The following is a 15,967-nucleotide window of genomic DNA, read 5'->3' on the forward strand; positions in this document are numbered from 1 at the left end:
TCTTTTTATATAGTTCACCTTCACCTCTTTAAAGCCGAAAGATACTTTTTCATGTAAATATCTTTATTTTTAGAATTATACTGCATAATAAAACGTGGATGTTCTAAAGGTATAATTGTCTCAAAAAAATGATGTTCTTCATTTATTCGAGATAAAAAATTAAAATTCTCTCCGCTACCAATGCAGTAACAAACCGAAATATCCATTCCAAAGTCTATTTGATTACGAATCGATTCTAAAATAAACGGCATTAGCGCCTCTCGTAATTGCTTATTCTCGTAATAGTTACAATTGACTTCATTACCTTTTGCGTTTATACGAACAATCCCCAGCGGACAGACAAAATTCATATAAAAGTCACTATAAAATTGCTCACAACCCCCGTATTCATTCATAACATCATATAAAAAATCTGATGAAGACTGGTTTATATAAAATGTATCCATAAAAATGCCTGTTTCACTTTGGAGATGTTTGGCATCTTCAAAAGGAACGCCTGTCACAGCAGATCCTCGGCGAGCAGGTGAACTTCCGAATATTATTCGGCGTGGTTTCATATCATTGTAGTATTTCTGATAAAACCTAGTCGTTATATTTCGCACTAGTTCTTTTTGATCGCCCTCATATGGATTAATTACGCGATACCCGGCCAGCAAAGCCATTGAGTTACTCGAAAGTGTTTCGTTAAAATGTAATATTTGTTTAGCCAAAGTTGTTTTTTCTGTCATGTAGCACTGTCCTCTCTTCCTATCTCACAACCTGCCAAACACGCTCAAATAGTTCCGCGTATCCAGCTTGCTCCCAGCGGCTCGCAAAATAAGGGTTGTGAAAATAAATAAATGCCGTTATAATCGCGTCGCCTTGGTTCACCCGGCCGCTAACTTCCTCTGCTTTTTGCACTAAATGTGCTACGTGATTCTTCACTAACTCTTCCTTTTGTTCAATATAATCTGTGTAAAGTAAAAACATTTTCCGATCAGTTTTATATAGTTTTTTCTTGGTATCCGCTAAAAGCCAAAGCCAGTCGTGAAGCGCATCATCTAGTGTTTGCTCCGCATTCGGAGCCCAGGCAAAAATCTCGCGCGAAGTTTCCTCTAGCCACCGTAACGCTAGTTTTTGAAATAAATCTTCCTTGTTTCGATAATGCTTATAAAGTGCCGCATGCGTGACGTTCAAATTTCCCGCAATATCATAAAGTGTCGTTTTTTCCATCCCTTTTTCATAAATAATTTGTTCTGCCATATCTAAAATAATTTCTTGGGATAATCTCGCCATTGTAATACCTCGATTCCACTCATTCTTTGTTTCTAATTATACAGGAAAATAAAAAAGTTACAAATCCTTGACAAAGTAACCAAAAGGAGTATACTTCCAACTATAAAGTTACTTTTAACAAAAAAAGTAACTAATGAAGGAGCGAATAGATTATGACTAATAAACGTGTCGCATTTATTTTAGGGGGATCTGGCGGTATTGGGAAAGCCATTGCCGAAAAGTTAGTCGAACAAAACTTTACGGTTGCTGTTCATTATTCAGGTAATAAAGTAAAAGCAGAAACACTTGTCGAAAAAATAGTAAAAGCTGGTGGGGAAGCGATTAGCGTTGGTGGTGATGTGGCTGACGAAGCGCAAATGATTGACGCATTCGAATTAATTACAGCCCGTTTCGGTGGGGTAGATGTTGTAATAAATACGGCAGGCATTATGAAATTAAGTCCTATTGCCACTTTAGATATGGAAGATTTTGATCTGGTTCAACGTACCAATGTGCGAGGAACTTTCGTTGTTTCCAAACAAGCAGCCCTAAGAGTTCGAAAAGGGGGCGCGATTATTAATTTCTCCACTTCGGTAACGCGCACCAGTTTTCCGGCATACGGGGCTTATGTTGCTAGCAAAGCCGCTGTCGAGTCGCTCACTTTAATTTTAGCGCGCGAACTTCGCGGAAAAGATATTACTGTTAACACCGTCGCTCCCGGACCAACCGCTACCCCGCTATTTTTAACGGGGAAAGATGAAAAAACAATTGAAAACTTAGCAAAAGCAACTCCGCTAGAACGTTTAGGACAACCTGATGATATTGCAGAAACAGTAGCTTTTTTAGCTGGACCGGCACGCTGGGTAAATGGTCAAACAGTTTTCACCAATGGCGGATTAGCTTAATTAAAAAAGGAGGAAAACCTAGTCTACCTGGTTTTCCTCCCATTTTTTATTCGCTGATTACCGAACGTTTTTTAATTGCTAGAACAATAATTCCTGATATTAAGAAAGTGAGCGCTAAGAAGAGAAAAGCGGATTGATAAGAGTTTGTCGCATTTACTAAATCCCCAATAATCATCGGTGCGAAAAAGCCACCTAAAACCCCACCCGAGTTAATAGCTGCATATTTTGTCGCAATGTGGCTCTGTTTAAATAATTTGTGCGGCAACCCCATTAAGGTGGTAAAGGCCATAATTAGAAAAATATTACATAAACACAAACAAACAATTGAAAGCATTAACTGATCAAACAAGTATACCCCGTACACCGTAAACGCTCCGAGTACACTAAATGTAAAAATGACAATTGGCTCTTTCCCTTTGAAGAATCGACTAATAAAATAGCCCCCAACAACACCCGCAATTAAAATACAAAGCCCTGCTAAAGAACTAATGTAACTCACTTCGCTAATAGAGATTCCTCTCGCCTCATTCAAATAAGAAGCCAGCCAACTTGTTAAACCGTAGTTCGCTGCATTTATAAAGAGTGCCGATAATAAAAGAATCCACAGCTGTTTATCCTTTAAAAGTTCAGAGAGCGGAACTTTGATTTTTTCTTTTTGCATGCTTTTATCGATTTTTGGCGCTTTTGGAACTACTAATAAAATTAACAACCCGATGAAAATCACCACAATACCAATCCAATAATAAGTATTACGCCAACCGACTGATAGCAATAGTTGCGCAATTAAAAGTGGACCAATAAATGCCGCAAAACCAGAGGAAGCGAGCATTGCTGACTGCGCAAAACCTCGCTTGTTTAATGGAATATGAAGAGAAATATAATTGCTGACAGATGGTGGATAACCCGCATGTCCGAGCGCTCCAGACAAGAAACGAATCACAACCAAAAACAGCAAGGAATAGCCAAAACCAAAAATAATAAGAAACAACCCAACGATAATGATTGATATAGCAAGAACAGGTCGAGCACCAATCCGGTTATTTAAATACCCCATGGGAATTTGAAAAAGCGTGTAACCTAGAAAGAAGGCACTTAAAATCAATCCCTTTTGACTTGGATCAAATCCTAAATCCTGAGAAACAGTCACAAGTGAAATTCCAATAGTGTATTTATCCACGTATACACTGGTATAGCCTATAAATAAAACAAGTAATACCATTAACGATTGCTTTTCTCCTTTTACCTGACTCATTTGACTTCACTCCACTCTTCTATAGTCCCACCACTTAAGAAAAGAGCATACCCAGAGTTTTTTTCTGACTATGCTCTTTTCAAAGCTATTACCCATTCAATTTAAAATAATCTAAAACGACGTCGGCAACTGATTTAGCAGCAACTAATAACGCATCTTCGTCAATATCGAATTTCGGATGATGGTTAAAATAAGCATGCGCGGTATTTTTTGGTTTTGCACCAATATAGAAAAATACACCCGGAATTTTTTGTAAATAATAAGCAAAATCCTCTGATCCGGAAAGCATATCATACGGAGAAATGTCCGTTAAGTACTCTCCTAGACCTTTTTGTAGACTAGCTACCACTTGTTCCGTCACTGCTGGATCATTGTATAGCGGCGGGTAATCGTTCGTATAAGTGAGTTCCACGCTCACGCCAAACATCGCTTCAATACCAGCCACAATCCGGTGAATTTCTGCGTCTATTTTATCACGATTTTCCGTGTTCATATAGCGCACATCACCTTCTAATTCCACCGCATCCTTAATAACATTAAAACTACCTTTACCATCAAATGAACCAATCGTTATAACGCCAGTATCAAATGGATTTAAGCGGCGGCTCACCACTGTTTGAATGGCTGTCACAAAATAAGCACCTGCGACAATCGCATCATTCGCCATGTGCGGAGACGAACCATGCCCGCCAACACCTTGAATTTTAAGTTTAAAATAAGTGCGACCAGCCATCGCGTAGCCACTATGATAATAAACTTGCCCGCTTTCACCAAATGGAAATACATGAATACCAAAAATTTGATCAACATCATCTAAAATACCAGATTCGACAACGCTTTTCGCTCCGCCGGGTGGTGTTTCTTCGGCATGCTGATGCACAATTTTAATCGTCCCTGGAATGTTGTCTTTTAATTGGATTAAACAATCTGCCAAAACGAGTAAATAAGCTGTATGTCCATCATGGCCACAAGCATGCATCACGCCTGGATTTTTGGATTTAAATGGCAATTCAGTTTGCTCTTCAATTGGAAGAGCATCAAAATCAGCACGTAATGCAATGGTTTTTCCTGGTTTACCACCTTTAATCGTTACTACAACTGCATGGCCATTTCCCACTTCTGTTGCCACTTCCACGTCTTTTCCTTTGTAAAAATCTTGGATGAATTTTGCTGTTTTTGCTTCATGAAACGATAATTCAGGATGTTCATGTAAATGCCGTCTAATCTGAGTGATTTCATCTTTTCGTTCTTGGAGCATGTTCATTAACTGAGTACGCATAATTAATACAACCCCCTATTCTTTTGCAGCTTTTAATTCAAGTGCTTTTTTTGCTGATGGTGTTGTTACAACCACAGAAATAAGTGAAACAACACAAAAACCAACATTTGTTAAAAGCCCTACCATTGCTGCTAAATCAATATTTCCTGAAAGTGCAATCACCCCATAAATTGTAGCAGAAATCGCGACACCAAATGAACCACCTAGCGAACTTGCCATTTTGTAAATACCAGAAGCTACTCCGACTTTATCTTCAGGAGCATTAGAAATAGCTGTGTCAGTTGAAGGAGTTGCATACATACCAAGTCCGATGCCAAATAAAGCAAATCCAATAAATACAAGCACAGTGTACAATGTTCCTGGAATAAAAGTGAGCGCCATTAATGCGATACCAACAGCCGTAATCCCAGAACCCAAAATCATCGGTTTACGCGCCCCAACACGTTGAAGTATTTTTTCACCAATACGAATCATGCCAAGGACACAGACAAGATAGCCAATAGATAGTAGACCTGATTGAAATGCGGTAAAACCACGACCGATTTGTACATAAGTATTTGCTACAACCAGCGTTCCAGCAGCAGCATTTAACAAGAAGTTTGAAAGTGTCGCACCTGTATAAGCTTTATTTTTAAATAACGAAAAATCAATAAATCCATTTGCTTGTCGAAGCTCCACCCGGAAAAATAATCCCGCCGAAATAAGAAATACAACGAGCATAGTAATAGTAATCGGGCTTGTCCACCCAAATGTAGAGCCACGAGTAATAATAAGGTTTAAGCAAACCATCGCAATAACAAAAAGGACCAGTCCAAATGAGTCAAATTTTGCTTTTGTATTTTGAACAACTTTACTTTCTGGAGTACCTTTAATAAGTAGCATTCCAAGCAGTGCGAATACGATGGAAATAATGAAAATCCAGCGCCAACCCATGTATGTTGCAATAGCGCCACCTGCGAACGAACAAATACCTGATCCGCCCCATGAGCCAATCGACCAGTAACTAAGTGCTCTTTGTCTATCTGCCCCGTCAAAATAAGTTTTCATTAAGGCAAGGGTTGCTGGCATAATACAAGCAGCTGAAAGACCTTGAATAATCCGACCGATAATAAGTAGCGTCGACCCTTGAGTGATAACAAGTAGCAGTGAACCGATAATACTAAGAACAAGTCCGATATAAGTTAATTTCACGCGACCAAATTTGTCAGCCATACCACCCGCTACAACAATAAAAATACCTGAAAATAGCGCGGTTAAGCTGATGGCAATACTAAGTAAATCAGAGGAAATACCAAGGTCGGCTTGTACTGCTGGAACAATATTCACCATTGATTGAGCAAATAGCCAAAACGTGATAACACCAAAAACAATTCCAACGATTAGTTTATTTGTGCCTTTATACGCTGTTGAAGTCATTAGTTTTTCTCTCCTTTTAAGTAATCTACCACACAAGCTCCCATTGCTTTTGAGGCAATTAATAATGAATCTTCATTGATGTCGAATTTTGGATGATGGTGCGGATAAAAATGCCCATCTGCTGGCATTGCGCCCACATAGAAAAATGTACTTGGTCGCTCTTGTGCATAATAAGCAAAGTCTTCTGATGGTGGTTGCGGTTCGCAGCGCACAACATCCGTAATTTCTGGAATTTTCGCCCCTTTAATAGATTTAACAACAAAGTTAGTCAAAGCTTCGTCATTATTTAAAACAGGATAATCATTTTTGTAATCAAGTTCACAAGTAACGCCAAACATTGCTTCTATGCCGCCAACAATACGCGTAATTTCTTTTTGAATAATGTGACGTGTTTCTTCAGACATCGAACGCACATCACCTTCAAGCTCAACAGCATCTTTAATGACATTGAAACTACCTTTCCCATCAAAAGAACCAATCGTAATCGAACCAACATCAAATGGGTTTAAACGGCGACTAATTACTGTTTGCACAGCTACTACAAATTCACTCGCAGCAACAATTGCATCATTTGCTAAATGCGGAGATGAGCCGTGTCCACCTTGACCTTGTACTTTGAGTTTAAAATACGAGCGTCCCGTTTGAATCGCACCCTCACGATAGAAAACTTCGCCCGTTTTCATTGTAGACATCACATGAATTCCAAGCACATTATCCACACCATCCAGCGCCCCGTCTTGAATCATTTGAATCGCGCCACCAGGAGGAGTTTCTTCCGCATGTTGATGTAAAATAACAAGTTTCCCTGTTAATTCTTGTTTCATTTCAATAAGAGTTTCGCCCAAAATAAGCATATAAGCAGTATGACCGTCGTGACCACAAGCATGCATTACACCAGGGTTTTTAGAAGCAAAAGCTAGACCTGTTTCTTCCGTGATTGGAAGAGCATCAAAGTCAGCGCGAATAGCAAGCGTCTTACCCGGCTTGCCTGTATCAATTGTTACAACAACGCCATTTCCACCCACGTGTGTCCGCACATCGCAGTCCATTTCTTTATAAAAATCCGCAATATACTTTGCCGTATTCTCCTCATGAAAAGAAAGTTCAGGGTGTTCGTGTAAATAACGGCGAATTTCTATCATTCGATCTCGTTTTTCGTTTAGTTTTTGAAATAATTTCTCTTTCATTGTCCAAACCTCCATTTTTAATACTTCTGCTGGCCAGAACATCCGTATCTTTAACTACACCTTTATTATAAAAAAAAACAAACAAAAAGAAGTTTGCTTTTTTGCTTAGTTTTAGCTTGAAATTTTCTTCTTTTCTAAACCGAGTTAGCCAATGTCAAAAATTCGGTGTTAAGGGCATGAAAAAAGTTCAACCAAAAGGGTTGAACTTGTTAAATCGTACTTCTAAACTCATAAAAGTGAATCGCATTAATATCTAAATAAGCATAAAACGACCAATCTTCCGTAATCGTTTCATCACTCACAGTAAGCGTCGGCTGAGAGGCATCAACAATATAATCCAAAATCTCTTTATCCAGACCATATTTACTATTAAGCTGCCAATACTTCGAATAAAGCGCCCCATTATCGCGGTCGAATTGCCATTTGCACACTTGGTACTCACCAGCTTGAAGTCCCATTATTCGAATATGAAGTTCTTTCTGTTCTTCTTTAGTAAATCTTTCCTCTACAGAATATCTCGGGTTAATATTCACACAGTTCATCAAAATAAGTTGATATCCGTCTGCATGCTTCGTCATAATAAAATCCGCACCTTCAGCGACCACAACACCTTTGAGCCTTCTCAAAAACTTCACCGCATAAAACGCCGGTCTTTTTCCGTTAAAAAAGTGGAACATTTCAATCCCATCTAAGCTAATATTCAGCTGGCTATCGTCACCTTCATGTAGTTCCGTATTAATCCAGAACCCTAACGCATCTACTTCAGGTGCTAAATCTAGCATTGTTTTTAAAACTAAAGCACCGCGGAAAAATGTACCATTCGTATACCGCGTATTTCCTGTGAGCGTATTCCAATTCACTAGCATAAGTGGTTTATTAATATGATGATGTTTCAAAAAAGCCTTCAATTTCAGTGTTTTTGACAAACAATAATCTTCTGAAATCATAAACGACTTCATATCTTCCTTCGAAAAATCCACTGCTTCATTTTGATTCGCATTGTAGGCAATAAAGTCCATTTCATCAGCCACATCTAAAAACCAAGTGTGTCGCTTTGAAACTTCATTTTTCGACAATGAAAATGGGACAAAATTTCCGACTTGGATAGAGAGAAAGCGTGATTTTATTAAATGATGCACTCTCAAAAAAATCCTTTTTAATTCCTCTTTGTCTGCATAAGTATTTTTTGGTTCAAAAAACATAAAATGCCATTTAGAAACAAATTCTCGACCAAAAACTTGCATCGAATGCCTTAAAAAATGATCCAATCGTTCTAAAACGACATCTTCATCTCCCAAAATATCTTGGTATTCCAAGCGAATAAACAATTGCAAGTTCTGCTCTTTTAAAAAGGTAAGCGCCAAATCTGCATTCGCATAAGGGGAAGATGTTGGCACTAGCTCATCTGTCTCTGTTTCAGGCAAAAATGTTGTTCCTCTAAACAAATGACGTATACCAATATAATTAATCCCAATTTCATCCCGTGTCGTAATAATCTGCTTTTGCACGTTATCTTGGAGTACTTCTTTCAATTCGCCAATCGTTAAAATATTCATATTTTTACTAAGGGAACGAGTGGTTTTCTCCATAATATCAATTTTCTTTTTTTCAAAAGGAGCCTTATTTAGTTCCTTACCTGACTCTACGTCATGATACAGGCGTGCTAGTTTCACTAAAATTTCTGGTGATGGCGTAATTTGTTCTATACTATTAGCAAGTTGCGACGCCTTCTTCTCTACTAGCAAATTAGTTTCCGAATGATGCTCCACTCGATATTCAGTAGGTGTTAACTCAAAATGAAATTTAAACACTTCCGAAAAATGCTTTTGACTCGAAAAACCGTTTTTTAGCGCTATTTCCGTGATACTTTCTGCAGAATGGAGCAAATCTTGAGTCGCATGCTTCAAGCGGACCTCTGTTAAATACTGCAAAAAACCGAGCCCAGTGGTCTTTTTAAAATAACGCGATAAATACGCCTCACTTAAAAACTCTTTTTGCGCAAACTCACGAAGCGACAAAGCTTCATCAAATCGTTCTTCCACTTCTCGAATAATTCGTGAAATACGTTTGTCATTAACCTCTTTTCTACCAGAAGATGGAATTCCTCTTTTTAAAAAGCGTGTAAGTAACAACAAAACCTGGAATAAAGCTGACTGCGCCTCTAATTTATTCACTCGTTTTTTTGTAGCCGAAGCAATCAATAGTTCACTAACAGACTTCCTCAAAGATGCAACAACCCGCTCTCTCCCAGGGTCACTTTCCTTTGAGAAAAATTTAAAAGAATGCTGAAAATAATCCTCATAATAATGCGCAAAAAAAGTATCCGAAATGGTTAAATCAATTATTAAATTATCTTCATTTCCTTCGATTGTATAAAAAGTATTACGATCAAGAACTAAAATATCACCTTCTTGCAAGTAAAATTTTTGTTCTGAGATTTTGATAGTTAATTGACCAGAAATGGCGAATACTAACTTTGTACCAAGTGAAATTTCCGACGTTAGCTGTTTTATATGTTGAATACCAATCGTATAGTCTTTCAAATGAGGCATTTTATTCACTCCTTCGTTTAACTTAATCGGACACTTTTATATTATCATAAATAGCAAAAATTAATTGCTTTGTTTTGAAATTGATTCTTTCTTCTATGTTAAAAATTTTTCATTTGTTTTTTAAGAATAATGAAATTAAAAAAGCCAGTCGGAATTACTCCCGACCGACTTTTTGATCTCAATCTTCTTCCACTTGAATAGAAAGACCCACATCCAGTAATTCCTCAACCGTATCAATCACAGAAAACTCCCCATAATTGTATACTGCCTCATTTACAACTAAAATTGGCAAAACTTCCATCCCATTCTTATCAATTAGCGCTTGAACCGGCTCTGGCAAGTCCACTTTCCCGACTTCTCCTAGCTGAATATCAAACACGATACCTGTATAATCAAAATGGATTTTTCGCTCAGCTTCACTTTGATTCATAAACACTTTCCATATCTCTAGGTTAATCTCAGACTCAATTTCCGCAGAATAAAAATAACTAATTCGCTTCATCTTAAAACTACTTACTTTCTAAATCATGGACAAACAGCCCGCTTAATAATTTCGGTTCAAACCAAGTCGATTTTGGCGGCATGATTTCTGCGGCATCTGCTACATTAAGTAAATCATCCATTGTCGGCGGGTACATCGCAAATGCCACCGAATGACTGCCATTATCCACTAAACGAGTTAACTCTTCTAAGCCACGTATTCCCCCAACAAAATCAATGCGGTTGTCGCGACGAATATCTTCAATTCCAAAAATCGGCGTTAAAATTTGCGATTGTAATATCGAAACATCCAGCTGACCGATAACATCACTTGGAATCACATCGCTTTTCGCCGTAAGTTTGTACCAATTTCCGTCTAAATACATCCCTACTTGTTTTGGCTTCTCTGGTTTAAAGGCTTCTTTTCCAACCTTCTCCACATCAAAACTAGCCTCTACTTTGCTAAGGAAATCTGCTTCCATTGGCACATTCACAACCCGATTATAATCAAGAATTTCTAATTGATCTTCTGGAAAAACAACTGATAAGAAGAAATTAAATTCTGCTTCTGGTCCGGCGTCTAGAAATTCCTCACGCCGTTTCAAGCCGACTTTTACAGCAGATTCCGTTCTATGGTGACCGTCTGCGATATATAGCGCTGAGACTTCCGAGAACGCCGCTGACAGATCTTCTAAAATATGAGCATCCGTAATTGCCCAAGCCTTATGCGTAACCCCGTGGAAGCTCTCAAAGTCGTATTCAGGCTCATTTTCATTCACCCAAGACTCAATAAGTGTATTAATCGCTTCTTTCCCACGATAAGTAAGGAAAATGGGACTTGTATTTGCATCACAAACATCTACATGACGAATCCGGTCTAACTCTTTTTCCTCACGAGTCAGCTCATGTTTCTTAATCTTTCCGTTCAAATAATCATCAATCGACGTACAAACAACCAGTCCCGTTTGCGGACGGCCATCCATCGTCAGTTGATAAATATAAAATGCCGGGTTCGCTTCTCTTCCAAGCCATCCGTCCAACTCAAATTGCTCCAAATTATCAGCCGCCTTTTGATAAACAGCTGGGTCATACGGGGAAATTGCCGGATCTAAATCAATTTCCGCTTTATCAATATGTAAAAAAGAATACTTATTAGCATCACCAAGTTCACGCGCCTCTTCCGAATTAAGTACATCATATGGCAACGAAGCTACCTTTTCCGCTAGATTTTTAATTGGACGTAATGCTTTAAATGGACGTATATTTACCATTGTTATCCTCCTTTTTAGTAAAAGAGCATGAACCCGTCTGGCAATAACCATAAAGTTTCATGCTCTCATTATTTCCCGGGTAATAATTTTAAACTGTCACACCTAATGGTTCAATAACTCGAACACGCAAAACCCCTTGGACAGCCAATAAATCACTTTTCAGTTGTTCCAAATTAGCTTGCGTTTCCTTATCAATATCAATTAAGGTATAGGCATATTCGTTTTTACTACGGTTGATCATGTCTAAAATATTTAGGGAATACTTCCCAAGCTCCGTCGTGATTTGCCCGACCATGTTCGGAATGTTTTTGTGGCAAATACCAATTCGCGGATGCCCGTTATAAGGCATTTCCACATTTGGATAGTTAACAGCGTTTTTAATGCTACCAGTTTCAAGATAATATTGTAATTCTTTTGCAGCCATTTTAGCACAGTTAGTTTCGGCTTCTTCTGTTGAAGCGCCTAAATGAGGAAATACATGCACTTTTTTATGATTTAATAATTCTTTTGTCGCGAAATCTGTAATATATAAACGTAAAAGTCCATCGTCTAAAGCTTCCTTCACAGAGGCAGAATCCACTAACTCACCACGTGAAAAGTTTAGTAAGACCGCATTATCCTTCACTAATTGTAACGTTTCTGCATTGAACATGCCACGAGTTTTATCCGTTAATGGCACATGAACCGTCAAATAATCACACGTTGCTAAAACTTCTTCAATCGTCATCGCACGTTCCACTTCTTTAGAAATTCTCCAAGCAGTGTCCACCGAAACGAATGGATCATAACCGACCACATCCATCCCAAGCGATAAAGCGTCATTTGCTACCAATGCACCAATTGCACCTAAGCCAATAATCCCAAGTTTTTTGCCCGCAAGTTCTGTTCCCGCAAAAGCTTTCTTTCCAGCTTCGACTTTCTGTTCGACATCATCTTCGGCCGGCAGTTCTTTCACCCATTCCGTACCTTCCAAAATTGGACGCGCCGAAACGAATAAACTTGCAAGAACTAGTTCCTTTACAGCATTGGCATTAGCACCAGGTGTATTGAATACAACAATCCCTTTTTCAGAACAATTTTCTACTGGGATATTATTAACTCCTGCACCAGCTCTAGCCACTGCCTTCACTGTTTCTGGAAAGTCAAAATCGTGTAAGTTATAACTCCGTAGTAAAATCCCGTCTGCTGGCTGGTTCGCATCGATTACATATTTCTCAAGATCAAATGTCTTTAAGCCTTCTTTAGCGATAGCATTAAACGTTTGGATATTAAACACGTACTTCTCCCCCTTTTCTTGCATTTGCAAATTTTTCCATAAAGGCGATTAGTGCTTCTACACCTTCAATTGGAAATGCGTTATAAAGACTTGCTCGCATCCCACCCACAGAGCGATGTCCTTTCAAGTTTTCAAAACCATTTGCTTCAGCTTCTTTAACAAAAGCTTTATCAAACTCCGCAGATTTCGTCACAAAAGGAATATTCGTGAGTGATCTTGCAGAAGGTTCGACCGGTGAAGAAAAGAAATCCGATTGATCAATATAATCATATAATAATGCCGCTTTTTTGCGATTTAGCGCTTCAATTCCAGCAACACCACCTTGTTCTTTAATCCATTCGAATACTAATTTTGCTACGTAAACAGCAAAAGTTGGTGGTGTGTTGTACATAGAACCATTTTCGGCTTGTACTTTAAAATCTAACATAGAAGGAAGCCCCTCTACTTTCCCGATTAAATCTTCACGGATGATAACAAGCGTTAAGCCAGCAGGACCAATGTTCTTTTGCGCTCCTGCATAAATCAAACCGAATTTTTTCACATCATAAACGCTTGATAAAATATTAGAGGACATATCTGCAACGACCGGGACAGCTGAGTCTGGCACATCAAACATTGCCGTTCCTTCGATGGTATTATTTGTGGTTACATGTAAGTAAGCCGTGTCACTAGAAACTGTAGGAATTTCAGGAATATAGCTGAAATTGCGGTCTTCCGATGAGGCAATTACTTCCACCTCAACACCTTGAATTTTTTTAGCTTCAGAAATTGCCTTCTTCGCCCAAGATCCAGTGTTTACATAGACTGCTTTTTTACCATTTGCAAGATTCATCGGCACCATATCAAATTGCAAACTTGCGCCACCTTGCAAAAATAGTACTTTGTAATTTTCTGGAATCCCCATCAATTCTCGAATTAAACTCTCCGCATCGTCTATGATGTTTTGAAATAATTCTGACCTGTGACTCAGCTCCATTACTGACATTCCTGAACCATTATAAGAGAGTAGCTCCCTTTGAACCTTTTCAAGTACCGGTACTGGTAAAACTGCCGGACCTGCCGAAAAATTATAAACACGTTCCACTCAACATCTCTCCTGTCATCAAATTTCCCCGATTACTTACAAAAATTTTCACCAATAATAGAATAACTTATTGGTCAGATATGAGCCTTCCTCGTTACACTTATGCTTTTCGAAGTTCTGTTCTTAAGAAATAAAAAAGCCGAACCTGTGATATTCTACACAATATTCGGATTTTTCAGCGCTTAAAAGTAAACACTGCCTTTTGTACTTTTGTATATTATAGCAGAAACAAAGCTGTTTTTCAGAAAATTTATACTAAATCTCCAAATAAATGTGATGTTTAAACATTCTGACATTAAAAAAGCACGAGAATCCGCTATTTGAAGCAATTCTCGCGCATATAAAATTTGAAAACAGCTTCACAAAAGATGTTAGCTATTTTTCACTTTTCGCCCTAAAGTTAACCAATACACCACAAAGAATACAACAAGCGCAATAATTGCTGTGCGGTACATAATGGCATAATTGTAGTAAGTCGCAACAATACTTAAACCAAAACTACCAACAGCCATTCCAATGTCCATCCCCGAAAGAAAAGTACCATTCGCTGTCCCTTTATTATGAGGTGCAGCCCTGTCAACGGCAAGTGCTTGGAGTGCAGGTTGCGACATACCGTAACCTAGCCCAAAAAACAGTGATGCGATAAATAAGCTGATTGCTCCAGTTGCAAAAGAAAGGATAAGTATCCCAATGATCATGGCAAATGCTCCCGGAATAATAACAAATCGATGTCCTTTTGTATCATAAAGCTGTCCAGCAAACAAACGGCTAACAAGCACCATAATAGCTTGCCCTATAAAGTAAATCCAAGTTGTTGAAATCCCAATTTCTGTCCCGTAGACCATCATAAACGTCTGGATTCCACCAAGCGGAATAGCCATTAATAAACATAGTCCAGCTGGAAGTAGCGCCGTTTTCTCAAATAATTTCATTTTTTGATGTACGATTTTTTCTGACTTTGGAATTTTCACTTGTGTCATTAAAAGTAAAATAAACACCATCAAAACAAGCGAAAAAGTCACTAAAACATCGAAAGAAAAATAATTCATAATTAAAATAGCAATAATCGGCGCTAGTGACATTCCAAGCGCAGTCGTAAGCCCATAAAAGCCAATTCCTTCTCCCGTTCTGTTCGGCGGTACTAATTTAGATACCCCTGTCGCAATTGACGTTGTGCCGATACCCCAGCCAGCTCCGTGAAAAAGCCGTAAAATAAGAAGGGCAGCAACCGCTGTCGACCAATAAAAATTCACTGTTGTTAAAATTAAAATCAAAAAACCTGCAATAATTAATACTTTAGGTCCTAATTTATCATTCCAACTTCCCGCAATCGCCCGCATAAGTAAGGCGACAATTGAAAATAGCCCAACCGCTAAACTAGCTTCCATTTGAGTCCCGCCAAGTTCAATAATACGGGCTGGTAAAGTTGGCATAAACACCATAAACCCAATATATAAAAGCACGCTACCTAACAATAAAAATACGTAGTCCTTCGTCCAAAGTCTTGTCTTCTTTTCCAAAATTTATCCCTCTTTACTCTATATTAGTAGAAATGTTCTTTAAAATAGCCGTGAATTGCTCCAAATCCGCGTGAGTAATCCCAGCAAACATTTTTTCACAACTTGCCTCCACAATATCTCGAAGTTCATTCGTTTCTTTTTTTCCTTTATCTGTTAATGACAAAAGCGAAATCCGTCTATCTTCTGTGCTAACTTCCCTTAAAATAAGCCCTTTTCTCAGTAAAACATCGACAATCCGATTCACTGTTGGCGTGTCCTTTTTCGTCCAAAGTGCAATCTCTTTTTGTGAAATCGGCTCGTTCGCTTCAATACCCTCTAAAACAGACCATTGTTCAGGTGTCACATCATAGCTTGCAATCGAACGCAGCAAAAATAAATGCATTTTCTTCGCTGTCGTATTTACATCAAATGAGATTTCATCATAATATCCGCGCATATTTATCTCCTTTTCATTGTCTTAACAATAATTGTCATAACAACCATTATACATA

General features: G+C 38.4%; 14 protein-coding genes. 1 reads left to right on the top strand and 13 read right to left on the bottom strand.

Translation table 11 applies throughout. From position 1 onward, the window contains the following. Window positions 1-20: 20 nt before the first annotated feature. Window positions 21-728 (bottom strand): SMUG2 DNA glycosylase family protein, encoded by a 708-nt coding sequence (locus HCB38_RS09690; protein WP_185638371.1) that lies wholly within the window; start codon window positions 726-728, stop codon window positions 21-23. Window positions 729-747: 19 nt separating this feature from the next. Beyond that, a complete protein-coding gene (locus HCB38_RS09695) occupies window positions 748-1,275 on the bottom strand; it encodes a TetR/AcrR family transcriptional regulator (RefSeq protein ID WP_185638373.1) in 528 nt (175 codons plus the stop codon). A gap of 152 nt (window positions 1,276-1,427) precedes the next feature. Between HCB38_RS09695 and HCB38_RS09700 the strand changes: the two genes are divergently transcribed. Beyond that, window positions 1,428-2,159 (top strand): 3-oxoacyl-ACP reductase family protein, encoded by a 732-nt coding sequence (locus HCB38_RS09700; protein ID WP_185638375.1) that lies wholly within the window; start codon window positions 1,428-1,430, stop codon window positions 2,157-2,159. A 46-nt stretch (window positions 2,160-2,205) separates the two neighbouring features. Here HCB38_RS09700 and HCB38_RS09705 read toward each other — a convergent pair whose 3' ends face one another. From HCB38_RS09705 to HCB38_RS09755, 11 genes are all read right to left on the bottom strand, one after another. Further along, window positions 2,206-3,411: an MFS transporter gene (locus tag HCB38_RS09705; protein ID WP_185319654.1), complete on the bottom strand. Its 1,206-nt coding sequence runs from the start codon at window positions 3,409-3,411 to the stop codon at window positions 2,206-2,208. 88 nt (window positions 3,412-3,499) lie between these two features. Next, window positions 3,500-4,690, bottom strand: coding sequence for a M20 family metallopeptidase (locus HCB38_RS09710; protein ID WP_185638377.1), 1,191 nt, complete (start codon window positions 4,688-4,690; stop codon window positions 3,500-3,502). Between the two features lie 15 nt (window positions 4,691-4,705). Then, window positions 4,706-6,106, bottom strand: coding sequence for an MFS transporter (locus HCB38_RS09715; protein ID WP_185638379.1), 1,401 nt, complete (start codon window positions 6,104-6,106; stop codon window positions 4,706-4,708). Continuing rightward, window positions 6,106-7,308 (bottom strand): M20 family metallopeptidase, encoded by a 1,203-nt coding sequence (locus HCB38_RS09720; RefSeq protein WP_185319651.1) that lies wholly within the window; start codon window positions 7,306-7,308, stop codon window positions 6,106-6,108. The genes HCB38_RS09715 and HCB38_RS09720 overlap by 1 nt, the downstream gene beginning before the upstream one ends. Before the next feature lie 194 nt (window positions 7,309-7,502). Further along, window positions 7,503-9,845: a helix-turn-helix domain-containing protein gene (locus tag HCB38_RS09725; RefSeq protein ID WP_185638381.1), complete on the bottom strand. Its 2,343-nt coding sequence runs from the start codon at window positions 9,843-9,845 to the stop codon at window positions 7,503-7,505. Between the two features lie 178 nt (window positions 9,846-10,023). After that, window positions 10,024-10,347 carry a hypothetical protein gene (locus tag HCB38_RS09730; RefSeq protein ID WP_185638383.1) on the bottom strand — a complete coding sequence of 108 codons (324 nt, stop codon included), beginning with the start codon at window positions 10,345-10,347 and terminating at the stop codon, window positions 10,024-10,026. A gap of 7 nt (window positions 10,348-10,354) precedes the next feature. Then, the gene (locus tag HCB38_RS09735; protein WP_185638386.1) at window positions 10,355-11,596 is read right to left on the bottom strand and encodes a DUF1015 domain-containing protein; all 1,242 of its coding nucleotides are present in this window, start codon (window positions 11,594-11,596) and stop codon (window positions 10,355-10,357) included. Window positions 11,597-11,684: 88 nt separating this feature from the next. Beyond that, window positions 11,685-12,872: a phosphoglycerate dehydrogenase gene (locus tag HCB38_RS09740; protein ID WP_185319647.1), complete on the bottom strand. Its 1,188-nt coding sequence runs from the start codon at window positions 12,870-12,872 to the stop codon at window positions 11,685-11,687. Continuing rightward, entirely contained in the window at window positions 12,865-13,956 is a 1,092-nt protein-coding gene (serC, locus tag HCB38_RS09745; protein WP_185638389.1) for a 3-phosphoserine/phosphohydroxythreonine transaminase, read from the bottom strand. The genes HCB38_RS09740 and serC overlap by 8 nt, the downstream gene beginning before the upstream one ends. Window positions 13,957-14,327: 371 nt before the next feature. Beyond that, entirely contained in the window at window positions 14,328-15,476 is a 1,149-nt protein-coding gene (locus HCB38_RS09750) for a lmo2826 family MFS transporter (protein WP_185638391.1), read from the bottom strand. Window positions 15,477-15,489: 13 nt separating this feature from the next. Then, a complete protein-coding gene (locus tag HCB38_RS09755; protein WP_185638393.1) occupies window positions 15,490-15,912 on the bottom strand; it encodes a MarR family winged helix-turn-helix transcriptional regulator in 423 nt (140 codons plus the stop codon). Window positions 15,913-15,967: the final 55 nt, after the last annotated feature.

Origin of the sequence: Listeria farberi, assembly GCF_014229295.1 — a bacterium.
Taxonomy (GTDB): domain Bacteria; phylum Bacillota; class Bacilli; order Lactobacillales; family Listeriaceae; genus Listeria; species Listeria farberi.

Bases quoted from the DNA above. Each gene is read 5' to 3' on its own strand.
- HCB38_RS09695 (WP_185638373.1), bottom strand. From the start codon at position 1,275: ATGGCGAGATTATCCCAAGAAATTATTTTAGATATGGCAGAACAAATT.
- HCB38_RS09720 (WP_185319651.1), bottom strand. From the start codon at position 7,308: ATGGAGGTTTGGACAATGAAAGAGAAATTATTTCAAAAACTAAACGAA.
- HCB38_RS09705 (WP_185319654.1), bottom strand. From the start codon at position 3,411: ATGAGTCAGGTAAAAGGAGAAAAGCAATCGTTAATGGTATTACTTGTT.
- HCB38_RS09725 (WP_185638381.1), bottom strand. From the start codon at position 9,845: ATGCCTCATTTGAAAGACTATACGATTGGTATTCAACATATAAAACAG.
- HCB38_RS09700 (WP_185638375.1), top strand. From the start codon at position 1,428: ATGACTAATAAACGTGTCGCATTTATTTTAGGGGGATCTGGCGGTATT.
- HCB38_RS09690 (WP_185638371.1), bottom strand. From the start codon at position 728: ATGACAGAAAAAACAACTTTGGCTAAACAAATATTACATTTTAACGAA.
- HCB38_RS09730 (WP_185638383.1), bottom strand. From the start codon at position 10,347: ATGAAGCGAATTAGTTATTTTTATTCTGCGGAAATTGAGTCTGAGATT.
- HCB38_RS09755 (WP_185638393.1), bottom strand. From the start codon at position 15,912: ATGCGCGGATATTATGATGAAATCTCATTTGATGTAAATACGACAGCG.
- HCB38_RS09710 (WP_185638377.1), bottom strand. From the start codon at position 4,690: ATGCGTACTCAGTTAATGAACATGCTCCAAGAACGAAAAGATGAAATC.
- HCB38_RS09735 (WP_185638386.1), bottom strand. From the start codon at position 11,596: ATGGTAAATATACGTCCATTTAAAGCATTACGTCCAATTAAAAATCTA.
- HCB38_RS09715 (WP_185638379.1), bottom strand. From the start codon at position 6,106: ATGACTTCAACAGCGTATAAAGGCACAAATAAACTAATCGTTGGAATT.